The organism is Kocuria sp. MNB10 (assembly GCF_054073685.1).
The window spans coordinates 467,995-493,486 of sequence record NZ_CM133411.1 but is presented as its reverse complement, the minus strand read 5'-3'; the positions used below and the strand labels follow the sequence as shown (position 1 = coordinate 493,486).

Genomic DNA, 25,492 nt, shown 5'->3' with positions numbered 1-25,492 from the left:
TGCGAACGGGGTCGGGGCCCCTTCCTCACCGAGCGGCGCACGGATGCGGTTGCCCGGGGCCGGGCGGGAGCGAGTCATCTATCGTGGAGGGGTGATCGAGACACCCGTATCCGAATCCGTGTGGGACCACGCAGCCCGACCCGAGCCCGTGGCGGGACAGACGCCCGAGGCGTACACCGTGGAGCGGTACGCGGTCGCCGATTCCGGTGACGACGTGCCCAACGGTGAGGGCACGGAGCGCCGCGCGCACACCGACGCCCGGGGGCGACGTCGCAACCTCACCTTCCCCGCGCTGCCGGAACCGCTGCCGCACCCCGTGGTGGACAACCACACCCACCTGGACATGCAGGACGGGTTGGTGCGGGTGTCCGTGGTGGATGCGATGGCCACGGCCAGGGACGCCTCCGTGTGCGGGGTGGTGCTGGCCGGGTGCGACGTGGAGTCGTCGCGGTTCGCGGTGGCGGCGGCGCAGACGGTTCCGGGGGTGCTGGCGGCGGTGGCGCTGCACCCGAACGAGGCGCCGGCGTTGGCCGGGTCGGGTGTGTCCGGAGACCGTGATGCACCGGCTCCGGCGGGTGACGGCTCGGCGAACGGTTCCGGTGCGGGGCGCTTCGAGTCCGATGGACCAGAGGGAGTTTCCGCGGCTGGGCGTTTCACGGGGGCACGCGACGCGGGCTCAACGGGCGGGCGCTCGCTGGACGAAGCGCTCGCGGTGATCGACGAATTGGCGGGGCAGCGTAGGGTGCGTTGCGTTGGGGAGACGGGCATGGACCGTGTGCACACCCCGGCGTCGGGTCTGGCGGTGCAGGAGGAATCGTTCCGGGCGCACATCGAGATCGCCAAGCGGCACGGGGTGGCCATGCAGATCCACGACCGTGAGGCCCACGAGGACGTGGTGCGCATCCTCCGTGATGCAGGGGCTCCCGAACGCACTGTGTTCCACTGCTTCTCGGGGGATTCGGAACTCGCGCGGGTGTGCAACGAGAACGGGTGGTACATGTCTTTCGCGGGAACCGTGACGTTCAAGAACGCGGCACCGCTCAACGCGGCGCTGCGGGAAGCGGATCCGGGGCTCGTGCTGTGCGAGACGGATGCGCCGTTCCTCACGCCGCACCCGTTCAGGGGCCGGCCCAATGCGCCGTACATGGTCAACTACACGGTGCGGGGGATGGCGGAGATCCTGGACACGGACCTCGAGGAGCTGTGCCGGCGGATCTGGGAGAACTCGGAGCGGGTGTACGGGCAGTTCTGAATTCGGAACGGGTGTGCGGGCAGTTCTGAGGGGCTCCCACCCCGCCCCGCGCCCCATCCACCATGCCCACCCACACCCTGCGCCCACGTGGCTTCTCATGCGTGCTCCCACAACCAGCCCACCCACCTCCCCACCGCGGCAACCGGGCTGCACCACACCTGTGCCCCGAAAAAGCAAGGAGCGAGGCGAATCCAGTGTCGTTTCGGGGCACAGATGTTTACGAGATCGGGGGCGTGAGGTCATCTGAAGCGCCCTGGGTTTCGTTCCGATCCAACTGAAGGAGAATCGGAACATGCCCAAGAAGTTCAGCCCCGAGTTGCGTGAGCGCGCCGTGCGGATGGTCCTGGAACGCCAGGCCGCGCAGGGCGGCCCACGCTCGCATTCCATCCGGGCCGTGGCCCCACAGCTTGGCGTCGGGGAGGAGACCTTGCGGATGTGGTGCAACCGCCACGGCCATGAGATCGAGCAGATACCCGCCGGAGAGGACCTGCAGCAGGAGAACAAGCGCCTCAAACGCGAACTCGCCGAAGCCCGCCGAGCCAATGAGATTCTCAAAGCCGCCTCGGCTTTTTTCGCAGCGGAACTCGACCGCCCCACGACGAGATGATCCGGTTCATCGATATGCACCGCGATCAGTTCGGGGTCGAGGCCATCTGCCGCACACTGAGTGCGACGGGATGTGGGTTCATCACCTCCCGCGGCTACCGTGCCGCGAAGCAGCGCCCCGCGTCCGCGAGGGCACTGCGAGACAAAATCCTCACCGAGGAACTCAAGCGGATCCACGCGGAGAACTACTCGGTCTACGGGGTGCGGAAGATGCACCACGCGATGGCCCGCGCCGGCTGGGAGATCGGCCGTGATCAGGTCGCTCGGCTCATGCGTGCCGCCGCCCTGCAGGGCGTCCGACGTGGTCGCAAGCCCGTCACCACGCGCCCTGCCGGTGAGCCTGACCACCGCCCTGACCTCGTGAAACGGCACTTCACCGCCGAGAGGCCGCATCAGTTGTGGGTCGCTGACATCACCTACGTCAGGTCCCTGGGCGGGTTCTGCTACACAGCGTTCGTCACCGACGTGTTCACCCGAAAAATCGTGGGCTGGGCAGTCTCTGCCTCGCTGCACACCGTGGGGTTGCCGTTACTGGCCCTGGAACATGCCCTGCTGAACACCGGTGCCAGCCGCGGCCGACAGGGCCTGGTACACCACAGCGACCGGGGTAGCCAGGGCGGATTCAACTGGTTGTCGCAACACCCTGATCGTGAGGGTGTGTGGTGGGACGAGATCCAGAGGAATCAGCGGTGCCGGCGGGTGCGCGTCGACAGTGGCAAGCGGATCGGGCGATCAGACCGAAGCTGCGGTCGCCGGGGCATCCGAAGTACCGCCGGGATGTCGAGTCAGCGTTCTGGGATCAGATAGCGCTGGGATTGCTGGCAGAGGAAGCGGCTCGTGTCATCGGCGTGGCCCCTGCGGTCGCGACGCGCTGGTACCGCCAGCATGGTGGGATGCGCCCGTTCATGCCGCCGACGCCGTCAGGGCGTTACCTCAGCTTCACCGAGCGTGAAGAGATCGCGATTCTTGTCGCGAAAGGTCATGGTGTGCGGCAGATCGCGCGCGCGATCGGCCGCGACCCAGGAACGATCTCGCGCGAGTTACGCCGAAACGCCGCGACACGGGGCCTCACGCGTGACTATCGCGCGTCGGTCGCGCAGTGGAAGGCCGACATGGCAGCGCGGCGGCCGAAGGAAGCCAAGCTCGTGGCGAACCCGCGGTTGCGCGAGTACGTTGAGCAACGACTCAGCGGCCACATCGTCGACGAGGACGGAAACGTCGTGGCCGGGCCGCCGGTAGAGAAATGGACGGGCCGTAACAAGCCACGCCGCAAGGACCGGGCGTGGGTGCGCGCGTGGAGCCCGGAGCAGATCAGTAGGCGCCTGCCCCTCGATTTCCCCGATGATGAGTCCATGCGCATCAGCCACGAGGCGATCTATCAATCCCTCTACATCCAAGGCCGAGGAGCGTTGAAACGTGAACTCATCTTGTGCCTGCGCACCGGGCGTGCGCTGCGCGCCCCGCGGGCGCGCGCGCAGCGCACGACGTGGGCGCACGTCACGCCCGAAGCGCTCATCAGTGAACGGCCTGCTGAAGCCGACGACCGTGCAGTGCCGGGCCATTGGGAGGGCGACTTGATCATCGGGCTGGAACGCTCCGCGATCGGCACGCTCGTGGAGCGCACCACCCGCTACACGATGCTCGTTCACCTGCCCCGCGAGGAAGGCTATCGGCACAAGGAATCAGTGAAAAAGGGGCCGGCCCTGGCCGGGTACGGCGCGATCACGATGAAGAACGCGTTGTCGACGACGATGACACGTCTGCCGGTGGAGTTGACGCGTTCACTGACGTGGGACCGCGGCAAGGAAATGTCCGCGCACATAGCGTTTCGTGTCGAGACAGGCATCCCGGTGTTCTTCGCCGATCCGCACTCACCGTGGCAGCGCGGCACCAACGAGAACACGAACGGCCTGCTTCGTCAGTACTTCCCCAAGGGCACTGACCTGTCCCGTGACGGGTTCAGTGGAGGCTTGGTAGTGCCGCTCCGGCGGTCGCCGGGGCGGTGTGGTGACGATAGTAGGCGTCTTCGAACTCGATCGGGGGCACGAGCCCGATCTCTCCGTGCAGGCGCCGGTGATTGAACCAGTCGACGTACTCGGCCACCGCGATCTCCAGGTCGTCGATCGACTTCCAGGGGCCCTTGTTGCGGATCAGTTCGGCCTTGAACAGCGAGTTGAACGCCTCAGCGAGGGCATTGTCGTACGAATCGCCGGTGGATCCCACCGAGGCCACCGCCCCCGCCTCGGCCAGGCGCTGGGTGTAGCGCACGGCGACATACTGAACGCCTTTGTCGCTGTGATGGACCACACCGCTGGTGTCATGGCCGTCGTGGGAGCGGGTCCACAACCCCATCTCGAGAGCGTCCAGAGCCAGGTCCGTGCGCAACGAGGTCGACAGCTGCCACCCCACCACCCGCCGGGAGAACACATCGATGACGAAGGCGGCGTAGACCCAGCCGGCGAACGTTCTGCAATACGTGATGTCGGCGACCCACAGCCGGTCCGGGGCAGCGGCGGTGAAAGATCGTTCCACCAGGTCCGGGCGGGTCTCCGGTCCGGTGCCGGCCACCGTGGTGCGCGGGCCCTTGGCGCGAATGATCCCGCGCAGACCCGCCGCCCTCATGAGCCGGTGAACCGTGCACCGGGCCACCCGGTGGCCGTTCCGGCGCAGCGCGGCGTGGACCTTGGTGATCCCGTACACCCCGTAGTTCTCCGCGTGCACCTTGGTGATGACCGCGGTCGTGGCCGCGTCGCTGACCGATCGCGCTGAGGGCGGGCGGGTCTTGGCTGCGTAATAGGTGCTCGGGGCGACCTGCAGAACCTTGCAGATCGGCTCGACCCCGTACTCGCCCTTGTGGGCGTCGATGTAGGCCACTACCTGTTGTGTGGGCGGTCGAGCTCCGCCGCGAAGAAAGCCGAGGCCGACCGCAGGATGGCGTTAGCCCTGCGGAGTTCCCGAACTTCTCTCTCGAGCTCGGCCAGCCGCTGGGCGTCATCAGTGGTGGTTCCTGGTCGATATCCCTCATCGACCTCGGCCTGTCTCACCCAGTTCCGCAGCGTTTCCGGGTTGATCCCCAGCTGCTGACCGATCCGCGCCAGCGCCCCGGCCTTCGTCGCCGGGTCCCGCCGGGCCTCCACCGCCATCCGGGTGGCGCGCTCTCGCAACTCGTCCGGGTACTTCCTCGGTGCCCCCATGACTCTCATCCTTCCGTGGAATGAAAGCCTCCAACAGACCCGTCACGGGACAACCTGTCACGCTGGTCGGCACACGAGATCAACGCCGTGGCGCACACGCTGAACACTCGTCCACGCAAGAGCCTGGGGTGGAAGACACCTGCCGAGGCACTGAACGAGCAGCTAAAGTCTCTCCAAGAAGCCGGTGTTGCAACGACCAGTTGAATCCGGTCAGTACGTCAGTCTGGCCTACTCGGATGCGTTGATCGCCGCCGGAGTGAGCGCCTCGGTGGGCACGGTCGGGGATTCCTACGACAACGCCCTGGCCGAGACGGTCAACGGGCTCTACAAAGCCGAACTCATCCACGCGAAACGTGTGTGGGAGTCCACCGAGGCGGTGGAACTGGCCACGATGGGGTGGGTGCACTGGTGGAACACCGTCCGTCTGCACGAGGCCCTCGGCTACCTCACGCCCGCGGAGGTCGAAGTAGCCTACACTCACGACCACGACGTAGCGCCCGTTGCGTCCTGACCTCGGAACGAAACCCAGGGCGCTTCAGTTGTGCAGTGGGATTGCCGCGGGGCCCAATGAGGGTGGGAGGGAAGGTTCGGGTATGGGGGAGTGAGCGGGGCGGGGGCGCGGGCACAGGTGCGGGTGCGGATCGCGCAGGCACGCCACGTAGGATTGACCGGTGACCGAGCCCAGTACCGACGGCCCTCTCCTAGGCCCCGCCGAGATTCGAGAACTCGCCGAGCAAGCGGGGATCCGCCCCACCAAGACGCTCGGTCAGAACTTTGTGATCGATCCCAACACCATCCGCCGGATCGTGGCCGCCGCCCACCTGGGGCAGGACGAACACGTCCTGGAGGTGGGGCCCGGCCTGGGGTCGTTGACGCTGGGGCTGTTGGCGGCGTCGTCGTCGGTCACGGCCGTGGAGATCGACCCGCCCCTCGCGCGGCAGCTGCCCCAGACCGTGGAACGGTTCTTCCCGAGCGCTGCGGACCGGTTGTCCGTGGTGGAGGCCGACGCCGCCCGCGTGCGTGAGCTGCCCGGCGAGCCGACCGCGCTCGTCGCGAACCTACCCTACAACGTGGCCGTGCCGGTGCTGCTGCACATCCTGGAGACCTTCCCGACCGTGCGCCACGGGCTCGTGATGGTCCAGGACGAGGTCGCTGACCGATTGGCGGCCGGGCCCGGGTCGCGGGTGTACGGCGTGCCGTCCGTGAAGGCCACCTGGTACGCGCACGTGAGCAAGGCCGGGGTGATCGGCAAGAACGTGTTCTGGCCCGCCCCGAAGATCGCGTCCGGGCTCGTGCGCTTCGAGCGCCGCGAGCCCCCGGTCGCCGAGTCGCTGCGCCGGGACACGTTCGCGGTGGTAGACGCCGCATTCGCCCAGCGTCGCAAGACCTTACGGGCGGCGCTGAGCGGCTGGGCGGGGTCCGGTGCCCGCGCCGAGGAGATCCTGCGCGCCGCCGGTGTGGACCCCGCCGCGCGCGGTGAGCGGCTCGACGTCGCCGACTTCGCCCGGATCGCGGCGGCCGCCGGGACCGTAAGTTCAGAGGGGACGGAGGAAGTGGCCGGAGCTGATAGCCGACCCGGAGAAGTTCCGGGGAACCTCACGACTACACGAACCGCGTCTGCCACTGGGACGGCGCCGGACGAGCACCCCGCGGAAGCCGTTGAGACCGCGCCCCGAGACCGGTCCGGAGTGAACGACGTACCTGCCACCGACCCGGGGGAGCACCCATGAGCCCCACACCGACCCGGGTCAGCGCGAGCGCCCCGGCCAAGACGAACCTCGTGCTGCACGTGGGCAGCCCCACCCCGGACGGTTACCACCCCCTGGAGACCCTCTTCGTGGCCGTGGACCTGCGGGAAACCGTCACGGCCTCCGTGAATCCCGCGCTCGCCCGTCGTGGGGTGGGGATCCGCATCACCGTGGAGGCCGAGCGCGGTAGCGAGTACGCCCGCATGGTGAGCGAGGGAACCGCCCGCCTCTCCGATGTCCCCCTGGACGGGACGAACCTGGCCGTGAAGGCCGCGCTCGCGGTGTGCGAGGCGCTGGACGTCCCCGTGCCCGGACTCGAGCTGCATGTCCGCAAGGCCGTGCCGGTCGCCGGCGGCATGGGCGGGGGATCCGCGGACGCCGCCGCCGCGCTCGTGGCGGTCAACGGCCTCGTGGCCCGCCACGCGGGCATCGCCCCAATGGATACGGACGAACTCCTCCGACTGGGCGCCGGCCTGGGCGCCGACGTGCCGTTCATGCTCCTGGGAGGTGCCGCGATCGGCCGCGGCACGGGAACTGAGTTGGAGTCGGTGGCCGCGGAGGAGCAATTGCATTTCGTGTTCGTCCCCCAGGACCAGGGCCTGTCCACACCGGCCGTGTACCGCCAGCGGGATGCCAGTCACACGGTGACGAACGCGTCGACGAGGAGTGCCCCGCGCACCGGCATCGCCCCCGACCCCGTCCCCACCGCGGTGCTCACGGCCTTGGCCGACGCGGACCCCGATGCCCTCGCCGCCCGGATCCGCAATGACCTCCAGGGCCCCGCGATCCAGTTGCTACCCGAACTCGAGGGGCTGCTCAACCACGGCGTGGAACTGGGTGCGCTCGCCGGATGGGTCTCCGGGTCGGGCCCCACGGTATGTTTCCTGGTGCGCTCGCGGGATGCCGCGCGCCGCCTCGTGCTCGACTTCGTGCGGGAACACCGCCACGCCCTCGCCGTGGCCGGCCCCGTGCCCGGCGCGCGGGTCGAATCGCGCGAATGAACCCGCCCGCCGGGGTGTCCCGGGGCAGAATCGGGTCAACGTAGGCGCGTCACCACGGTTTCGAGGTCTGGGCCGGCCCGGGCGGTGCACTCCCCGAGCCCCCGGGTGAGGAGTCAATCTTGGCCATCCGTCCGCAGCAGGTCCATCCCGTTCCCGAGCCACTCGTGCGCGCACTCGAGGCCCTGCGTCACGAGCTCAACATCCCCGACGACTTCCCACCGGCCGTGCACGACGCCGCCGTGGCCGCTGCCGCCGCACCGCGCCTACCGTCTCTGGACCGCACGGACCTCGAGCTCGTCACGATCGACCCGGAGGGCTCCCGGGACCTGGACCAAGCGGTGCTCATCGGCACCGCGGATACGGGTTTCACCGTGTGGTACGCGATCGCCGACGTCGCCGCGTTCGTGCACCCGGGCGATCCGATCGATGTCGAGGCCCACGGCCGCGGCCAGACCCTCTACGCCCCGCACCAGCGCACGCCGTTGCACCCTCCCGAACTCTCGGAGGACGCCGCGAGTCTGCTGCCGCACACCGTGCGCCCCGCCGTGCTGTGGGAACTGGGGCTGGACGAACAGGGCGCACTCCGCAGCACATCGGTGCGGCGGGCCCTCGTGCGTAGCCGCGCCCAGCTGACCTATCGAGAAGTACAGGATCGGCTGGACGCGGGGACCGCGGGCCCGTCCCTCACACTGTTGCGCACCGTGGGGCAATTACGGGAACGGATCGAACGGGAACGCGGCGGGGTGAGCCTGCGCATCCCCGAGCAGGAAGTGGTGATCGATCACGAGCAGTGGCGCGTGGTCCACCGCAGTGCGCTGCCCGTGGAGGGGTGGAACGCCCAGATCTCGCTGCTCACGGGCATCGCCGCCGCGCAGTTGATGCTCGACGCCGGCACGGGCCTGTTGCGCATCTTGCCCCGCGCGGCCGACTCCGCGATCCGCAAACTGCGGGCCACGGCGGCCGCCCTGCGCATCCCGTGGCCCGAGGACGTCAGCTACCCGGAATTCGTGCGCGCACTCGATCCGCAGCTCGGGACCCACGCGGCCATGCTGCACGCGTGCACCCTGTTGTTTCGGGGGGCCGGTTACGAGGCGTTCCACGGCGCGGCCCCGGAGCATCGCGAACACTCGGCCCTCGCGACGTCGTACGCGCACGTGACCGCGCCGCTGCGCCGACTCGTGGACCGCTACGGGAGCGAGGTGTGCCTCGCGATCAGCGCCGGGAACCCCGTTCCCGACTGGGTGCTCGAGGCGCTGCCGCAGCTGCCGGCCGAGATGGAGGCGTCCGCGCGCAAGGCCTCGGCGTACGAGCGCGGGATCGTGAACATGGTCGAGACGCTGGCGCTGTCCGCGCACGTGGGCGAGGAATTCAAGGCCACCGTGGTGGAGGTCAAGGACGACGGCGCTCGCGGCACCATCATCATCCGCGAACCCGCCGTTGAGGTCACCCTCAAGGCCCCCGATTTGCCGCTCGGCAAAGAGGTCCGGGTGCGTCTCGTGCGGGCCGACGTCGCGGAGGGCCGCGCCGAGTTCGAACTCGTGTCCGACGTCGCCGGGTGACGCCGCCTGGTCCGGAACCTCGTCGCAGTAACCGGTCAGGCGGCGTCGTTAGCCTGGGAGAGAAGTGATGACGAACGACAGGAGGCAGTCATGTCCGTGGTGAAGATCAATGCCATCGAGGTCCCCGAGGGTGCCGGCGCCGAGCTCGAGGCCCGGTTCGCGGCGCGCAAGCACGCGGTGGACGGTGAGCCCGGTTTCGAGGGGTTCCAGCTGTTGCGCCCGGTCGCGGGGGAGAACCGCTACTTCGTGGTGACCACGTGGGCCACCCAGGAGGACTTCGAGGCGTGGCGGGACGGTAATGCCAAGGCCGCCCACGCCGGGGGTCAGCGCAAACCGGTGGCCACGGGTGCGTCGCTGCTCGAGTTCGAGGTCGTGGACCTGTAAGGCTCCCGGACTGGATCGGCCGGGAAGCGGCCGCGGTAGTAGCTGGGCGTGACGCCGAAGTGCCGCACGAACACGCGGCGCAGGCTTTCGTCCGTGCCGAAGCCGGACAGTCGCGCGGTGTCCATGACGCCGTGCCCGCGGTCCAGCAGAGACTTGGCGGTTTCGACCCTGACCTGTTCCACGAATTTCCCCGGCGATACGCCCAGCTCCGCGGTGAACAGCCGGCTCAGATGGCGCACGCTCATGTGCGCGCGCCGGGCCAGCTCCGCCACTGGGGGTGCGGCCGCGGGGTCGCTCACGATATCGGCGCACAGCTCGCGCAGGGGAGCGGACGACGGCGCGGGCCAGTCCAGCGCGGCCGAGAACTGGGACTGCCCTCCCGCGCGCTGCATGTAGACCACGAGTTCCCGGGCCACGCCGTGGGCCAAGTTCCGCCCGTGGTCCACGGCCACGAGTGACAGGGCGAGGTCGATCCCGGACGAGATGCCCGCGCTCGTGAACACGGCTCCGTCCCGCACGTACAGCTCGTCGGGGTGTACGGTCACTACCGGGTAGCGGCGGGCCAGCTCGGCGGCGTGACACCAGTGGGTCGTGGCCCGGCGTCCGTCGAGCAGGCCCGCCTCGGCCAGCGCGAACGCCCCGGTGCACACGCTCGCCACGCGGTCGCTATGGTCGGCGACGGCGCGCACTGCCGTGACGACGCCGTCCGGCACCGGGCGCGTGGCGAGGGATTCTCCACCGGCCACCAGCAGCGTGCCGATCCGGGGTGCGCCCTTCAGATCCGCGAGTGATTCGGTCGCGATCCGCGCGCCCACCGACGTCTCGACGTCTCCGCCGGACGGCGACACGAAGCGCACCGCGTAGTCGGCACCCGCGGAGTTGGCCGCGGCGAAAACCTCAGCGGGCCCGGAGACGTCCAGCAGGGTGACCCCGGGGAACAGCAGAACGACGACGTGATGGCGGGCTGTCATGTGTTCAGTATGTCCGAATCCGAGGGGTTCCTGTCACTGTGGACCTGGCGGACGGGTGTGCAGCGAGCCCACAATGGAAAGGTGGGGCAGCGCGGCTCCTCAGCTGCAGCGGCCCCTGCCCGCCCATGCACGGCCCGCCCAGAACAGGAGTCAGCTCATGACCGACACCATTTCCGGCATCTCCGTCCCTGACAGCAAACTCGCCCGGGAGATCACCGAGTACATCCGGGACAACGAGGACGACCTGCTCTACCACCACTCCCGCCGCGTGTTCTTCTTCGGCGCGCTCGTGGGGCAGGCCCAGGACCTGAGCGTGGACCACGAGCTGCTGTATGCGGCGGCCATGTTCCACGATCGCGGCCTCACGGATACTTACTCCGACTCCATGCTGCGTTTCGAGGTGGACGGCGCGAACGAGGTCCGCGAGTTCCTCCTGGAACGCGGTGCGTCGCAGGAGCGGGCGCACAACGCGTGGCTCGGGATCGCGCTGCACACGACCCCCGGGGTGCCCGAGTTCATGGCCCCGGAGATCGCGCTCGTGAGTGCGGGTGTGGAGACGGACGTGCTGGGCATGCACTTCGACGAGCTCACGGACGCCCAACGGCAGGCCGTGGTGGAGGTCCATCCCCGCCCGGACTTCAAGAACCAGATCCTCAAGGCGTTCAACGACGCCAACGTGCACCGCTCGCACTCCACGTTCGGGAACATGAACGCGGACGTGCTGGAGCACTTCGACCCGGAATTCAAGCGCGACAACTTCGTGGAGATCATCAAGGCGAATCCCTGGAGCGAGTGAGCTCCGGCTCGCTCGTCTACTCCAGCGCCTCGCCCAGCTCGAGCCATCGCAGCTCGAGTTCGTCCAGCTGCTCCTGCAGATCGGACTTCTGCGCCGCCAGCTTGCCGAGGCCTTCGAAGTCCGAGGGGTCCGCGGCGGCCATGGTCCCGTCCAATGCCTTGATCTGCTCGCCGAGTTTCTGCATCTTGCGTTCGACGGCGCCCAGTTCCTTCTGCGCGGCCCGCGCCTGCGCGCCGGACAGCCGCGGCTCGGAGGGGGCAGCGCCGTCGGAGGCAGGGGCAGTGCCAGAGGAGGAAGAGGACGCCGCAAGCGGGTTGGACGCCCCGGAGGAACCGGCTGCGGTGCCGGACGCCGCGGTCGCCGAGAGGTTGAGGTACTCCTCGACCCCGCCGGGCAGGTGCCGGAACCGGCCGTTGATTACCGCGTACTGCTGATCGGTCACCCGCTCCAGGAGATAGCGGTCGTGGGAGACCACCAGCAGGGTCCCGGGCCACGTGTCCAGGAGATCCTCCATGGCAGCGAGCATGTCCGTGTCCAGGTCGTTGGAGGGCTCGTCCAGGATCAACACGTTGGGCTCGTCCAGCAGGATGAGCAGCAACTGCAGGCGCCGCTTCTGCCCACCCGAGAGGTCCTTGACCGGGGTCTTCAGCTGCGCGGAGGAGAACCCCAGCCGCTCCAAGAGCTGGGTGGGGGTCATCTCCTTGCCCTCGGTCACGTAGGAGGTCTTCTTCCGGGCGACGACGTCCGAGACCCGGTCGTTCGCGACGTCCTCGAGCTCGGCGAGCTGCTGGGTCAAGGTTGCGATCTTGACGGTCTTCCCGCGCTTGACCCGCCCCGTGGTGGGCTCCACGGCACCCGTGACGAGCCCCAGGAGCGTGGACTTGCCCGCGCCGTTGACGCCCAGAATGCCCGTGCGCTCCCCGGGAGCGATCAACCACGTGACGTCCTGCAGCACGCGTGTCCGACCGGAGGCGCCAGGCGAAGAGGCGCCCGACGAAGCGGCAGTCGCGGCGCCGTCGTCATCCGCGGAAGGGCCGGACGGACCGGACGAACCCGCGGAACCGGAAACGGCGGGGGAGGGGAACTCCACCGACACGTCCTCGATGTCCACCACGTCCTTGCCCAACCGGGACACCGCCATGCGGGACAGCGACACGGAATCGCGCGGCGGCGGGACGTCGGAGATCAACTGGTTGGCGGCGTCGATGCGGAACTTGGGCTTGGACGTGCGCGCGGGTGCCCCGCGGCGCAGCCATGCGAGCTCCTTGCGCATGAGGTTCTGCCGCTTCTGCTCCACCACGGCGGCCTGTCGGTCACGCTCCACGCGCTGCAGCACGTACGCCGCGTACCCGCCCTCGAAGGGTTCCACGATCCGGTCGTGGACCTCCCACGTGTCGGTGCACACGGCGTCCAGGAACCAGCGGTCGTGGGTCACGACCACGAGCGCGCCGGCGTTCCTGGACCAGCGGTTGTTGAGGTGTTTCGCGAGCCACGTGATGCCGTCCACGTCCAGGTGGTTGGTGGGCTCGTCCAGAAAGATCACGTCCCAGTCGCCGGTCAGCAGGCTCGCGAGCGCGACCCGGCGGCGCTGCCCGCCCGAGAGCTGCCCCACGGGGGTGTCCCAGTCCACGTCCGAGACGAGCCCGGAGATCACGTCCCGCACCTTGGGATCCGCGGCCCACACGTAGTCGGGCACGTCCCCCACCACGGCGTGGCCCACGGTCTGGTCCGGGTCCAGCGTGTCGGCCTGGTCGAGCATGCCCACGGTCGTCCCGCTGCGCACGGTCACCCGCCCGGAGTCCGGTGCGATGCGCCCCGCGAGCAGTCGCATGAGAGTGGACTTGCCGTCCCCGTTGCGACCCACGATCCCGATCCGGTCGCCCTCGTCGATCCCCACGGTGACCGAGTCGAACACGGTCTTGGTGGGGTACTCGAGATGTAAGTTTTCTCCGCCGATCAGATGAGCCACCCGGCAAGGATACAAGCGCGCACCGACGGGCCGCGGCGTCGTCCCCCCGCCCCACGGGCGTGCGAGACTGTGTGCCATGCACGACGCAACAGGACGCGGGGAGACGCCCGCGGGAACCGTCCTGGACGATCCCCAGGGCCTCGCCGAGGCGGTGGCCCGGATCCGTGAGTTCCCGGGGCCGGTGGAGATCACGATCGGCGGGGACCACCCCGTGGGGCCGCACATGGGTTCGCTCGTGCGCCGCCAGACCGCTCTACGCCTGCGCGAGGCCGGCGCGGAACCCCTGTTGTTGCGCGCGCCCGTGGCCGTGGACGACGACATCCCCGACGAGGGCGTGCTCGCGGCCGTGGACGACGCCCTGGAGCTGTGCCGCGGTGTGGGCGCCGGGTGGCTCGTGCTCGCCCTGGGCGGGGTGGCGCACCGGGGGCGGCAGCGGCGGCGGCTGTACTCGATGCTCGCCGCGCTCGCGGAAGCAGCGTCCCACCGCCAGGTCAAGCTCATGGTGCAGAACAGCACGATCGTGGAGGAAGTGGGCATGCTCATGGCCCTGCTGGACCGCGAGTACGACAACGGCACGCTGGACGTCACCGCCCCGGACGTCACCTCCACGGCGTGGGACGTCTCGCGTTCCCGGGCCGCCGGACAGGCCGACAACGCCGCGTGGGAGTACGTGCGCCGCGCCGCCGCACGCGCCCCCGTGCTCGTGCGCGGGATCACCGTGGAGGACGCCGAGACCCTGTCCCGGGGGCTCCCCGGATTCGAGGAGAACCGTGCAGCGGGGCGGGTTCTGCTCGTGCTGACGCGCTGAACGCAGATGATAAAGTGACGTCTCGTGCGTCCTCCGGCCGCACGCACATGTTGGCGCCCGCGGGTGACAACGCTCCGCCATGGTGTAATTGGCAGCACACCGGCCTTTGGAGCCGTGAGTCTAGGTTCGAGTCCTAGTGGCGGAACGCACGATACATCGAGGCGTAGATGGCCCCCACCGCCTCACGAGCAACCAGAGGAGTCTGCTCCGTGAGCACCATTGACACCGCGAGCACCGGGCAGAACCCCGCCGCCGTCATCGTCCTGGCCGCGGGTAAGGGCACCCGCATGAAGTCCAAGACCCCCAAGATCCTGCATGAGATCGGGGGTCGTTCCATGCTCGGCCACGCCTTGAAGGTGGCCCGCGAGCTCGCGCCGCAGCGCATCGTGGCCGTGATCCGTCACCAGCGCGATCTCGTGGCCGAGCACATCGCGGCCGTGGATCCCGAGGTCCTGACCGCGGACCAGTCGGACGTCCCCGGTACCGGTTCCGCCGTGGACGCGGGCCTCGAGGTCCTCGACGCCGAGACCCCCGTGAGCGGCACTGTGCTGGTGACCTACGGGGACGTCCCCCTGCTCATGGTGGACACGCTGCGCGAGTTCGTGGCGCACCACGACTCCCACGGCAACGCCGTGACGGTGCTGACCGCCGATCACCCCGAGCCCGGCAAGTACGGCCGGATCCTGCGGGACGAGCGCGGCGAGTTCGCCGAGATCAGAGAGTTCAAGGACGCCACGGACGCCGAGCGTGCCGTGAGCGAGGTCAACTCCGGGATCTTCGCGTTCGACGCCGCGGTGCTGCGGGATGCGCTCTCCCGCGTGGACACCGACAACGCCCAGGCGGAGAAGTACCTCACGGACGTCCCGCGTCTCGCGCGCGAGGCCGGCCACCGCGTGGACGCACTCAAGATGACGGATTACATGGAGCTCGAGGGTGCCAACGACCGCGTCCAGCTCGCGGCACTGGGGCACTACCTCAACCAGCGCACCCTGGAAATGCACATGCGCAACGGGGTGTCCATCGTGGACCCCGCGACCACGTGGATCGACGACACCGTGGAGCTCGAGGCGGACAGCACCGTGCTACCCGGGACCCAACTGCACGGGCGTACGCGGGTCGCGGAGGACGCCGTCGTGGGCCCCGACACCACCCTGACCGACGTGATCGTGGGCCGCGGAGCGCACGTCACGCGCACCCACGGCAGCGATTCCGAGCTGCGCGCGGGCGCCACGGTGGGCCCCTTCGCGTACCTGCGCCCCGGCACGGTCCTGGGCGAGGACGGCAAGATCGGCACATTCGTGGAGACCAAGAAGGCCACGATCGGACGCGGCTCCAAGGTCCCGCACCTGTCCTACGTGGGGGACGCCACGATCGGGGAGAACTCCAACATCGGCGCGGCCTCGGTCTTCGTGAACTACGACGGCGTGGCCAAGCACCACACCACGATCGGCAACGACGTCCGCATGGGTTCGGACAACATGTACGTGGCCCCCGTGACCGTGGGCGACGGTGCCTACTCGGGTGCCGGGACCACCGTGCGCAAGGACGTCCCCGCCGGGGCCCTGGTGCTCACGGAGGGCAAGCAGGTCATCGTGGAAGGATGGGTGCAGGAGCACCGTCCCGGAACCGCGGCGGCACGCGCGGCCCAGGCCGCTCAAGACTCTGACCGCGACGACCACGCCTGAGTCCGGGCGCACGGCACGCGAGCAGTGATCCACAGGAATTCAAGGAAAGCGAGTTCACATGACCGGCATCACCAACACGGGTTCGAACCGCATGGTTCTGCTCTCGGGTCGGGCCCATCCCGAGCTCGCCAACAACATCGCCCGTGAGCTGGGCACCGAACTGGTCCCCACGGACGCGTACGACTTCGCGAACGGTGAGACCTACGTGCGCTTCGGTGAGTCGGTGCGCGGCGCGGACGCGTTCCTGATTCAGTCCCACCCCGCTCCCATCAACCAGTGGTTGATGGAGCAGCTCATCATGCTGGACTCCCTCAAACGGGCGTCCGCCAAGTCCATCACCGTGGTCAGCCCGTTCTACCCGTACGCACGGCAGGACAAGAAGCACCGCGGCCGCGAGCCCATCTCCGCTCGCCTGATCGCGGACCTCTACAAGACCGCAGGCGCGGACCGGCTGATGTCCGTGGACCTGCACACCGCGCAGATCCAGGGTTTCTTCGACGGACCCGTAGACCACCTCATGGCCATCCCGCTGCTGAGCGACTACGTGCGCTCCGTGGTGGATGTGGACAACGTGACCGTGGTGTCCCCGGACACCGGCCGTGTGCGCGTGGCCGAGCAGTGGGCGGAGCGCCTGGGCGGTGCCCCGCTCGCGTTCGTACACAAGACCCGGGACATCACCGTGCCCAACCAGGCGGTGTCCAAGGAGGTCGTGGGCAACATCAAGGGCCGCACGTGCGTGCTCATCGACGACATGATCGACACCGGCGGAACGATCACCGGCGCCGTGAAGGTGCTCAAGGACCAGGGCGCGAAGAACGTGATCATCGCAGCCACGCACGCCGTGTTCTCCGGTCCCGCCGTGGAGCGGTTGTCCTCGTGCGGCGCGGACAAGGTGGCCGTGACCGACACCCTGCCCGTGCCCCCGGAGCACCAGTTCGAGAACCTCGAGGTGCTCTCGATCGCCCCGCTGATCGCCCGTGCCATCCAGGAGGTCTTCGAGGACGGATCGGTCACCAGCCTCTTCAACGGCCGCTCCTGACAACCGCCGGTGACCGCTACGACGCGGTTTCCGGTACGACGAAGGCCGGGGCGGCACACGCCACCCCGGCCTTCGTCGTGCTCGGGAGTCGTGGTGTCCGGGGCGCATCACCCCGGACACCACGGCATCACAACCGGCTGATCCGGGTCCCGCCGTAGACGGTGTTGTACCCGATCACGTATCCGTTGGAGAACTGCTGACGGATCTCGTAGCCCGCGCGGTACTCGTCGGTCGTGGGATAGCCCAGGCCGCGCTCCATACCGGACTTCGCCCAGCGCTGACCGATCGCGCCGTACTCCTTGATCGCGCGCGAACCCGTGCGCGGGGACCACATGAGCTTGGTGGACTTACCGGACGGGGTACGGAAGACCTGGTAGGCCCCGCCCGCCAGCGAGCGCTCCTCGGTGATCGGGAAGCCGTAACCGCGTTCCCGTCCGGCGCCGATGAACTTCCCGCCGATGCTGCTCGTGTTGCGCACCATGTGCCCGCCCGTGGTGCGGTGCCAGTACGCGGTGGACTTCACGCCGTTGCGCACGAACTCTTGGTACCGGCCGCCGTTCGCGGCGTTGGCCTCGGGGCCCACCGGGGTGCCCCACTTCGCGGCGCCGCCCGTGGCGCGGTAGATGGCGCCGATGCCGCCGGCCACGGAGTAGCCGGTCGCGCGCCCGCCCAGCGGCTTGTAGTTCGACGACGACGCCAGGGCCTGCAGCTGCGCCCACGAACCGCCGTACACGTTCGAGTCACCCGAGAAGGGCCCGCTGTCCGTGTACTGCCAGATGTCGTAGCGCGACCAGCCATTGGGGTACCACTGGGGTGCCATAACGCCGTAGGACGCGAGGTGCAGGGGGTGGTGGTTGAACTGCGCCGTGTTGCCCGTGCAGGTCTGCCACCAGTCCGCGGTCGTGTAGATCGCGGGCAGTCGACCAGTGCGCTGCTTGTAGCGGTCCGAGAAGGACTTGATCCACGCGGTCATCTGCGGCTGGGACATGTTGTAGCACGTGCCACCCAGGGAGGCGTACGGGTTGTACTCGATGTCCAGCAGGCCGGGCAGGGTCTTGCCGTCCGAGGACCAGCCGCCGCCGTTGTTGATGAAGAAGTCCGCCTGGGCGGCACCCGAGGACTGTGAGGGCAGCGCGAAGTGGTACGCGCCGCGGAACATGCCCACCTCGTACGAGCCCGTGTACTGGTCGTCGAAGGCCTCGGAGTGATAACCGGTCCCCTCGGTGGCCTTGACGTAAGCGAAGCGTGCGCCGGCGGCGTATTCCGCGCTCCAGTTCACGGCAGGCTGCCACCCGGAGACGTCCATGCCCTGGATCCCGGTCGGGATCCAGTTGTTCTCCCGGATCACGAGGGACATGGAACCGGCCGGGCCGATGCCCGTGGTGCCCGCGGCCTGCGCGGCGGCACTCGCGGTGGCCTTCGGGTTCGCGCTCGCGGACGGCGTGGCGGGGGTCTTGGGCGACGGCGTCGCGGTCGACGGCGTCGCGGTCGACGGCGCGGCGGAGGGTTTCGCCGCCTCGGGGCCCAGGACGTTCTCGGCCACCTTGTCGAGTTCCTTCTCGGATGCCTCCGAGAGGTTGGTCGTGGTCGCCATGGACTTCATCTTCTGGCCCATGGTCGCGCCGGGATTCTTGTCACCGGTCTTGGGCGGGGCCGTGGGCAGCTGGGGGTCCTTGACAACCGTCTCGAGTTCGTGGGTTTCCACGGAGACCACTTTCCCCTTCTCGGGATTGAGGTTCTCCGCGGGATCGTTGGCCGCCGTGGCGGGCATGAAGGTGGTCAGTGCCAGGACCGCGGCGGTCACGGCAGCGGGCAGCACTGATTTTCGGGGGGAGATCATACGCGTAGCCTTTACTGCGTGTGGGGGGAGCCACTCGTTGGGGGGAAGGCGAGCGGCCAGGGGGACGCACTAGAAAGTGTAAGTGGTCACCCAGGAATTCGATGTGTCTCACACGCAACGGTCATCACGATTGCATTTCGAGAAGAAATACTTCTGATTTCGACCTCAGTAGGCGCCTTCGGATGCGAAGACCGCACGCACGGTCCGCAGCATGATGATCAAGTCCTGCACCGGCGACCAGTTCTCCACGTAGTACAGGTCCAGGCGCACGGTCTGGTTCCAGTCGAGGTCCGAGCGACCGGAGACCTGCCACAGGCCAGTGATCCCGGGGCGCACACGCAAGCGGCGGTAGACGTGCTGCTCGTACTTGTCCACCTCGCTGGCCAGCGGCGGGCGGGGCCCCACGAGGGACATGGTGCCGTTGAGCACGTTGATGAACTGCGGCAGCTCGTCCAGGCTGAACCGGCGCATCCACTTGCCGGGTGCGGTCACGCGGGGATCATCCTTCATCTTGAAGAGCACGTCCCCCTGAGACTCATTGGCGGCCATCAGGGCGGCCTTGCGTTCCTCGGCGTCCGTGTACATGGAACGGAACTTGAGCATCCGGAACCGGGTGCCGTCAATCCCCACGCGCTCCTGCGCGAAGAACGCGGGACCGCCGTCGTGCGCCTTGACCAGGATGCCCAGCACGAGCATCACGGGGAAGAGGATGATCAGCGCGGCCAGAGAGCCGGTGACGTCGATGATGCGCTTGACGATCTTCTTGGACCGGGTGAAACGCGGGGTGGCCACGTGGATCAGCGGCAGACCCACGAGCTGCTGGGTGTGGATCCGGGGTCCGGCCACGTCCGTGAGCCCGGTGTTCATGACCAGTCGGATCCGCTCGTCCGCGAGCGCCCAGCCCAGGTGGCGGATCTCAGTGGTGTTCAGGGGTACGGCGGCGGCCATCACGAGCGTCTCGATGTCGTGCTCGCGGCACGCCTGCATGATCCCCTGGACGCTAGGGCGTTCCTCCGGCGCGAGTGCGTTGACGGGTACCCGCACGGAGTGCAGGGACTGCGGCAGTTGGTGGTGCGAGGTGGGCATATAGACCGCCACGGGGTTGAACCCGGCGTCCGGGCGACTCTGCAGCTCTCCAACAAGTTCCACCGCCCCCGGGAAGCGACCCACCACCATGGTGCGGGACATGTTGAGCCCGTTCTTGCGCCGCTGCATGAGTTGACGCCGCGCCCACATGCGTCCTGCGAAAAGGGCCAGTGTGCCGAGAGGCAGTGCGATCAGGATGTACCCGCGCGCCGTGGGCACGTTGAAGGCGTAGGAGGCGATGGCGATCGCGGCGAACAACGTGAGCGAGGCCGTGACGAGCTGCTTTGCCTCCTCCGCGCCGTTACCGATCAGCCGCACACCGCGGGTGCCGCGCAGCTCGAGCCACAGCCACCACCCCACGGCCAGCAGCAGCCCCACGAGCCAGTAGGGCACGGGCAGCACGTCCACCTGCAGCAACCCCTGCAGCCAGCCGAACCGCAGGGCCTGGGCCGCGGCGAGCGCGAGCACCAGGGACAAAGCGTCGTAGATCCTCAGTTCCGTCTGGTAGCTCTCGCGCCACGACAAGTGCTTGTGTTTCTGGCTTGCATGTTGGAACACGGTCGACGAACCTTCCCCCAAAACCGTTCGACGGCGAGACGCCCCACGCGCTCGCTCCGATGCGTGGACCGTTCCCAACGAGTCCCCGCACCGCGGTGTTCATCTCCCCCGAGATTTACGCCCGCTAATTAGTCAACATACTCTCTCACCTGCTCGAATATCCCCGGAGTTCATGAATCGGTACAGAATTGTGGACATGTGACGTCCTTGACGGGGCCGCGTCGTCGCCCGCTTGGGGGTCAAACCCGGAGGCGGCGCCGGGGGTGGGGCACGTGCTATCGTGGGCCCGTTGCCAAGGCGAGGGGGCGGTCGTCCCGCCCCGTTATCGACGACGGCTTGTGGATCCTTACGATCCACCGCGACCGGTGAGTGCATCCCGAGCGGTGGGCGAGTGGGGTACCGCACCACGTCGGTCGTAACAACGTTCGGGACGCACGGTGCGAGTACCTCCACCGTGACTCGGACGGTCTGACGGTAACCAACCAGACCCACGATCGAAGGAGAACCGCCATGGTGGACGTCATCACCATTCCCGCGACCCTGCGCACCGAGTTCGGCAAGGGCTACTCCCGCCGCGTGCGCGCCAACGACCAGATCCCCGCCGTGATCTACGGCCACGGTGCCGAGCCGCTGCACGTGATCCTGCCGGGCCACGAAATGATGCTCGCGTCCCGTAACTCCAACGCCGTGCTCGAGATCGACGTGGACGGCGAGGGCCACCTCGCGATGATCAAGGACGTCCAGCGCCACCCCGTGCGCCCCGAGATCCTGCACATCGACCTGCTGACCGTGCGCCGCGGTGAGCGTGTCGAGGTCGAGATCCCCGTGACCGTCGAGGGCGAGGTCGCCGCGACCGCCGTGCACAACGTGGAGGAGAACGTCCTGCTCGTCGAGGCCGACGCGCTGAAGGTTCCTGAGAACGTCGTCGTGGACATCGAGGGCCGCGAGGCCGGCGAGCACATCTACGCCGCGGACGTGACCCTGCCCTCCGGTGTCACGCTCGTGTCCGACCCCGAGCTGCTGGTCATCAACGTGTCCGAGCCCGTGGAGCAGGACCTGGGTGAGGAGCCGGAGACCGAGGACGCCGAGGTCGAGACCGCGCAGGAGTCGGCCGAGGAGTCCTCGGACGACGAGTGATCCAAGTGGTCGCCCGTCCGTAACGGGTTGAGGCGATGTGATGAGCGGCGGCAAGCACCACGTGTGCCTGCCGCCGCCGTCGTCCCCGGGTCCGGACACGGGAACGGCAACGAACAATCTGACACTCGATACGGTGCGGGACGAACGAGCGGGGCCCCCGCCCGGAAGAAGGGACACGAGATGACGCAGCGGACGCTGGTCGTGGGACTGGGCAACCCGGGAGACCGCTACGCGGGGACCCGGCACAACATCGGTGCCATGGTCGTGGCCGAACTCGCGCAGCGCGCCGGCGTGAAACTCTCCGCCCATAAGGCGCGCGCCGCCGTGGCGGAGACCCGGATACGTCCGGGGGCGCCGCGACTCGTGGTGGCCCAGCCCTTGAGCTACATGAACGTCTCCGGGGGGCCTGTGAGCGCGCTGGCCCAGTACTACTCCCTGGGTGCGGACGAGCTCGTGGTGGTCCACGACGACGTTGACCTGCCCTTCGGTGCCGTTAAGCTCAAGCGCGGTGGTGGGGAGGGCGGTCACAATGGGCTGCGGGACATCACCAAGGCTCTGGGGACCAGGGATTACATCCGGGTTCGCGTGGGTGTGGGTCGACCCCCGGGACGCATGGATACCGCCGATTATGTGCTCAAGCGATTTTCCGGCGCGCAGGCCAAAGAACTGCCGCTGCTCATCAGTGACGCCGCCGACGCCGTGGAAATGCTCAGCGAGCGGGGACTCACCGACACGCAACAGTACTTCCACGCCAGATTGTCCTGACACCGGGCCGGGTTCTCGCGTCCGGCCCGCGCCGGCCGGTGACACCGCGGACCCGGCCCATAGTGACGGTGGGCTCAACACTGCGTAATCACCATTCGTCACCGTGCTCGCACCGGACTACGGTCGAAATGCCCGCAGCGTTCGTCAAGGAGCGGAAGCTCGTAAGAAGGAGTCATGCCCACAACCCCCTTGGACAACGAGCAGGTCTTGAGGCTGAAGCAGGATTTCCCGCTGCTCACCGAATCGCAGGTGGCGGGTCATCCGTTGGTGTACCTAGACACCGGTGCCACCTCCCAGGTGCCCCTGGCGGTCGCTGACGCGGAACGCGACTTCACCCTGCATCATCGTGCAGCAGTCCACCGCGGCGCCCACACGCTGGCCGTCGAGGCCACGGATCTCTTCGAGGACGCACGGGCCACGATCGCGCACTTCGTGGGTGCGGACCCTTATTCACTGGTCTGGACCTCCAACGCCACCGAGGGGCTGAACCTGCTCAGTTACGCGATGTCCAACGCGACCGCAGGTTCCAATGGTTCCGAGAACGCGGAGCGGTTTCGAGTGGGGCCCGATGATGAGATCGTCACGACCCAGGCGGAGCACCACGCGAATTTGATCCCGTGGCAGGAACTGGCAGCCCGCACGGGTGCGAGCCTGCGCGTGGTTCCCGTGGACGCGCGCGGTCTGATCACGCCCCAGGCGGTTGCCGACACAGTCTCGGAGCGCACCAAGCTCGTCGCGTTCACTCACGTGTCCAACGTGACCGGTGCGATCACGGATGTGCAGGCCATCGTGGGGGAGGCCCAAAAAATCGGCGCGCTCACGGTTCTCGATGCGTGCCAATCCGTGCCGCACATGCCCATAGATTTTCCCGCGCTCGGCGTGGACTTCGCCGTGTTCTCCGCGCACAAGATGCTGGGTCCCACGGGCATCGGCGCGCTCTACGGTCGCCACGAGTTGCTCAATGCGCTGCCCACGTTCCTCACCGGCGGCTCCATGATCACCGAGGTCACCACCGAGCATGCTCGCTATCTGGACTCGCCCGTCCGCTTCGATGCCGGTACCCAGCGCATCAGCCAGGCCGTCGCCTGGGCTGAGGCCGTGCGATACCTGCAGGCGATCGGCATGGGCCGGATCGAGGCGTGGGAGGCCGAACTCGGCCGTCAGTTGGCACGAGGTGTCACCGAGATCAACGGCGTTCGTCTCATCGGTCCCGAACCCGGGGTGGAGCGCGTGGGCCTGGTCAGCATTGACGTGGCCGGGGTGCACGCGCACGATGTGGGTCAGCTCTTGGATGCCGCGGGAATTGCCGTGCGCGTTGGTCACCACTGCGCCCAGCCGCTCCACCGCGAATTGGGCCTCACGGCCAGCACACGCGCAAGCACGTATTTGTACAACACCACTGATGACGTCGATCGCTTCCTCGACGAGCTTTCGCGTGTTCGCGGCTACTTCCGGGCGGAGGGCGCATGAGCGCTGAATTGGACCAGCTGTACCAGACCATCATTTTGGAGCACTCGCACAAGCGCAGTGGGGAGGCGAGCCAGGACGTTTCATCCGCTGGTGAGCGCAGCGGAGTGTCGCATCAGTACAACCCCACGTGCGGTGATGAAATCACCGTGCGGGTGACGGTGACAGGCGGGGAGACCCCCACGGTGGAGGCCGTGGAGTGGAACGGTGAGGGCTGCTCGATTTCCATGGCGGCGGCGTCGGTGTTAGCGGAAACGGCACCGGGAATGAGCCTGCCCGAGCTGGACACACTGATTGAGCACTTCCGTGACATGCTGCGGTCGCGTGGCCAGGTGACTCCGGATGAAGAGATCCTGGGCGACGCCGCTGCTTTCGCGGGGGTGTCCAAGTTCGTGGCGCGCGTGAAGTGCGCGATGCTCAGCTGGGTGGCCGTCGAGGACGCCGTGAAGCACGCGGCGTCCAAGACCGTCTAAACGGTATCTAGTGACCCGTCTGTCGTGGAGGGGTTGCGGGCCGGGGCCTCCCTCACAGAGATTCGTGGGTTACCGGACATGCCCGGCTGACTTCAGATTACGTTCACATTCGGTCCTGGATCCGCCAGCTGCCCGGGCCGGTGGCGGTGACCTAGGAGGCCGCCCCATCGGTTTCGGGTCATCTCGGGTGTTGAACGCAGACGGGATCCGGTGTGTGGTGGCGGCCCCTCGAAGCTGCAACGGTCTTTTGGGGACCGGGTGAAAACTGATGCGAAGGACGCGGTGCACCTGGCCTGGTTGCTGCGTGTGGATGAGGTCACTGGCGTGGTGGTGCCGTCGGTGGAACAAGAAGCCGCCCAGTTTCTGGTACGGGCCCGGGAGGGCTGCCGTTCAGATCTGATGCGCGCCCGCCACCGGGTCTCGAAGCTGCTGCTACATCATGGGATCGTCCATGAAGGTGGGGCAGGCTTGGACCGGGGCCCATCACGCGTGGCTGGCCCGCCAGTACTTGGAATCCCCGGCCACGCGGATGGCTTTTGGTGCCGAGCACGAGACGGTTCTGGCCACTGCGGACCGCCGTGACCGACTGGATCAAGTGATTACCCAGATGGCCGCCGAGTCCCAATTCACCGAGGTCGTCCACCGGCTGGGGTGCTTGCGCGGGATCTCCACACTGACCGGCTGCGGGCTGGCAGTGGAGATCGGGGACTGGCACCGCTTCACCGGTAACACCATCGGGGCCTTCGTCGGGCTGGTGCCCTGCGAGCACTCCTCCGGAACCAGCAGAGTACGAAGACCGATCACCAAGACCGGTAACACCCATGCTGGCGGCTGCTGGTTGACGCAGCCTGGCACCACCGCCGGGCATACTGCATCGGCAAGATCATGCAGGATCGCTGGGACCTGGCCCCGGCTGCGGCTCGGGCCCGTGGCGATGCCAGCAACCGCAGATTGCACCACCGCTGGGCGCGGATGCTTGAACGGAAGAAGCGCTCCAAGATCGCTAACGTGGCTATCGCACGGGAGCTGGCCGGGTGGTGCTGGTCCTTGGCCGTGATGGATGAGCAGATGGGCGGGGCCGCCACCGGATAGGTCTCCCGCCCCTACAAGCCGACCCGCCGGTGGTCCCGGGAGGTAGCGCGTGGAGCGACCCG

21 protein-coding genes, 1 tRNA gene, 3 pseudogenes and 2 other annotated features are annotated in these 25,492 nt (G+C 68.1%); of the genes and pseudogenes, 20 read left to right on the top strand and 5 right to left on the bottom strand.

What is annotated here, in order from left to right; translation table 11 throughout:
* Window positions 1-91: 91 nt before the first annotated feature.
* The 4 genes and pseudogenes from ACW9PK_RS02195 to ACW9PK_RS02180 all read left to right on the top strand — a co-directional run.
* Entirely contained in the window at window positions 92-1,252 is a 1,161-nt protein-coding gene (locus tag ACW9PK_RS02195) for a TatD family hydrolase (protein WP_457016350.1), read from the top strand.
* 292 nt (window positions 1,253-1,544) lie between these two features.
* A complete protein-coding gene (locus ACW9PK_RS02190) occupies window positions 1,545-1,859 on the top strand; it encodes a transposase (protein ID WP_430413391.1) in 315 nt (104 codons plus the stop codon).
* Window positions 1,817-1,927, top strand: a sequence feature (AL1L pseudoknot). (Overlaps the previous gene by 43 nt.)
* Complete coding sequence (locus ACW9PK_RS02185; protein ID WP_457016349.1) at window positions 1,856-2,665, top strand: IS3 family transposase; 810 nt, start codon at window positions 1,856-1,858, stop codon at window positions 2,663-2,665. It overlaps the preceding feature by 72 nt. Before ACW9PK_RS02190 ends, ACW9PK_RS02185 begins: the two co-directional genes overlap by 4 nt.
* A pseudogene (locus ACW9PK_RS02180) lies at window positions 2,548-3,810 on the top strand (IS30 family transposase); the annotation flags it as partial. The gene ACW9PK_RS02185 and the pseudogene ACW9PK_RS02180, both read left to right, overlap by 118 nt.
* 7 nt (window positions 3,811-3,817) lie before the next feature.
* Here the strand turns inward: ACW9PK_RS02180 and ACW9PK_RS02175 are convergent.
* Window positions 3,818-5,052 (bottom strand): IS3 family transposase gene (locus tag ACW9PK_RS02175; RefSeq protein ID WP_241246949.1). Its coding sequence is split into 2 segments (ribosomal slippage): window positions 3,818-4,773 and window positions 4,773-5,052, totalling 1,236 coding nucleotides; the frame shifts between segments, so codons are not numbered across the junction.
* Window positions 4,661-4,774: a sequence feature (AL1L pseudoknot), on the bottom strand. Its footprint overlaps the gene before it by 114 nt.
* Window positions 5,053-5,091: 39 nt before the next feature.
* On the opposite strand from ACW9PK_RS02175, the pseudogene ACW9PK_RS02170 reads away from it, so the two are divergent.
* The 6 genes and pseudogenes from ACW9PK_RS02170 to ACW9PK_RS02145 all read left to right on the top strand — a co-directional run.
* A pseudogene (locus ACW9PK_RS02170) lies at window positions 5,092-5,256 on the top strand (IS30 family transposase); the annotation flags it as partial.
* Window positions 5,257-5,263: 7 nt separating this feature from the next.
* Window positions 5,264-5,563, top strand: a pseudogene (locus ACW9PK_RS02165) (integrase core domain-containing protein); the annotation flags it as partial.
* A 160-nt stretch (window positions 5,564-5,723) separates the two neighbouring features.
* Entirely contained in the window at window positions 5,724-6,782 is a 1,059-nt protein-coding gene (gene rsmA / locus ACW9PK_RS02160; RefSeq protein WP_457016348.1) for a 16S rRNA (adenine(1518)-N(6)/adenine(1519)-N(6))-dimethyltransferase RsmA, read from the top strand.
* Window positions 6,779-7,801 (top strand): 4-(cytidine 5'-diphospho)-2-C-methyl-D-erythritol kinase, encoded by a 1,023-nt coding sequence (locus ACW9PK_RS02155; protein WP_457016347.1) that lies wholly within the window; start codon window positions 6,779-6,781, stop codon window positions 7,799-7,801. Before rsmA ends, ACW9PK_RS02155 begins: the two co-directional genes overlap by 4 nt.
* 119 nt (window positions 7,802-7,920) lie before the next feature.
* A complete protein-coding gene (locus ACW9PK_RS02150; protein WP_457016346.1) occupies window positions 7,921-9,360 on the top strand; it encodes an RNB domain-containing ribonuclease in 1,440 nt (479 codons plus the stop codon).
* A 90-nt stretch (window positions 9,361-9,450) separates the two neighbouring features.
* Window positions 9,451-9,744 (top strand): antibiotic biosynthesis monooxygenase family protein, encoded by a 294-nt coding sequence (locus tag ACW9PK_RS02145; protein ID WP_085106956.1) that lies wholly within the window; start codon window positions 9,451-9,453, stop codon window positions 9,742-9,744.
* On the opposite strand, the gene ACW9PK_RS02140 is transcribed toward ACW9PK_RS02145, so the two are convergent.
* Window positions 9,684-10,715, bottom strand: coding sequence for a GlxA family transcriptional regulator (locus ACW9PK_RS02140; RefSeq protein WP_457016345.1), 1,032 nt, complete (start codon window positions 10,713-10,715; stop codon window positions 9,684-9,686). The two genes, ACW9PK_RS02145 and ACW9PK_RS02140, sit on opposite strands and share 61 nt — an antisense overlap.
* 157 nt (window positions 10,716-10,872) lie before the next feature.
* Between ACW9PK_RS02140 and ACW9PK_RS02135 the strand changes: the two genes are divergently transcribed.
* Entirely contained in the window at window positions 10,873-11,511 is a 639-nt protein-coding gene (locus tag ACW9PK_RS02135) for an HD domain-containing protein (protein ID WP_457016344.1), read from the top strand.
* Between the two features lie 16 nt (window positions 11,512-11,527).
* Here ACW9PK_RS02135 and ACW9PK_RS02130 read toward each other — a convergent pair whose 3' ends face one another.
* Window positions 11,528-13,480 carry an ABC-F family ATP-binding cassette domain-containing protein gene (locus ACW9PK_RS02130; protein WP_457016343.1) on the bottom strand — a complete coding sequence of 651 codons (1,953 nt, stop codon included), beginning with the start codon at window positions 13,478-13,480 and terminating at the stop codon, window positions 11,528-11,530.
* 76 nt (window positions 13,481-13,556) lie between these two features.
* Here ACW9PK_RS02130 and ACW9PK_RS02125 point away from each other — a divergent pair, with 76 nt between their 5' ends.
* From ACW9PK_RS02125 to ACW9PK_RS02110, 4 genes are all read left to right on the top strand, one after another.
* Window positions 13,557-14,288: a hypothetical protein gene (locus ACW9PK_RS02125; RefSeq protein ID WP_457016342.1), complete on the top strand. Its 732-nt coding sequence runs from the start codon at window positions 13,557-13,559 to the stop codon at window positions 14,286-14,288.
* A gap of 73 nt (window positions 14,289-14,361) precedes the next feature.
* Window positions 14,362-14,433, top strand: a tRNA-Gln gene (locus ACW9PK_RS02120).
* Between the two features lie 64 nt (window positions 14,434-14,497).
* Window positions 14,498-15,973, top strand: a complete 1,476-nt coding sequence (gene glmU, locus ACW9PK_RS02115) for a bifunctional UDP-N-acetylglucosamine diphosphorylase/glucosamine-1-phosphate N-acetyltransferase GlmU (RefSeq protein WP_457016341.1) — start codon at window positions 14,498-14,500, stop codon at window positions 15,971-15,973.
* Between the two features lie 58 nt (window positions 15,974-16,031).
* Window positions 16,032-17,012, top strand: a complete 981-nt coding sequence (locus ACW9PK_RS02110; RefSeq protein WP_064847154.1) for a ribose-phosphate diphosphokinase — start codon at window positions 16,032-16,034, stop codon at window positions 17,010-17,012.
* Window positions 17,013-17,139: 127 nt separating this feature from the next.
* On the opposite strand, the gene ACW9PK_RS02105 is transcribed toward ACW9PK_RS02110, so the two are convergent.
* Together ACW9PK_RS02105 and ACW9PK_RS02100 are read right to left on the bottom strand one after the other, a co-directional pair.
* Window positions 17,140-18,852, bottom strand: a complete 1,713-nt coding sequence (locus ACW9PK_RS02105) for a GH25 family lysozyme (RefSeq protein ID WP_457016340.1) — start codon at window positions 18,850-18,852, stop codon at window positions 17,140-17,142.
* Window positions 18,853-19,017: 165 nt separating this feature from the next.
* Window positions 19,018-20,496, bottom strand: a complete 1,479-nt coding sequence (locus ACW9PK_RS02100; protein WP_144931293.1) for a sugar transferase — start codon at window positions 20,494-20,496, stop codon at window positions 19,018-19,020.
* A gap of 510 nt (window positions 20,497-21,006) precedes the next feature.
* On the opposite strand from ACW9PK_RS02100, the gene ACW9PK_RS02095 reads away from it, so the two are divergent.
* The 5 genes from ACW9PK_RS02095 (at window position 21,007) to ACW9PK_RS02075 (ending at window position 25,395) form a co-directional block, all read left to right on the top strand.
* Window positions 21,007-21,633: a 50S ribosomal protein L25/general stress protein Ctc gene (locus ACW9PK_RS02095; RefSeq protein ID WP_098053344.1), complete on the top strand. Its 627-nt coding sequence runs from the start codon at window positions 21,007-21,009 to the stop codon at window positions 21,631-21,633.
* A 180-nt stretch (window positions 21,634-21,813) separates the two neighbouring features.
* On the top strand, window positions 21,814-22,398 hold the full coding sequence (gene pth / locus ACW9PK_RS02090) for an aminoacyl-tRNA hydrolase (RefSeq protein ID WP_457016339.1): 585 nt from the start codon (window positions 21,814-21,816) through the stop codon (window positions 22,396-22,398).
* Between the two features lie 174 nt (window positions 22,399-22,572).
* Window positions 22,573-23,868, top strand: coding sequence for an aminotransferase class V-fold PLP-dependent enzyme (locus tag ACW9PK_RS02085; protein WP_457016338.1), 1,296 nt, complete (start codon window positions 22,573-22,575; stop codon window positions 23,866-23,868).
* Entirely contained in the window at window positions 23,865-24,338 is a 474-nt protein-coding gene (gene sufU, locus ACW9PK_RS02080) for a Fe-S cluster assembly sulfur transfer protein SufU (protein WP_206400128.1), read from the top strand. The genes ACW9PK_RS02085 and sufU overlap by 4 nt, the downstream gene beginning before the upstream one ends.
* A gap of 439 nt (window positions 24,339-24,777) precedes the next feature.
* Complete coding sequence (locus ACW9PK_RS02075) at window positions 24,778-25,395, top strand: transposase (RefSeq protein WP_457016337.1); 618 nt, start codon at window positions 24,778-24,780, stop codon at window positions 25,393-25,395.
* Window positions 25,396-25,492 lie beyond the last annotated feature (97 nt).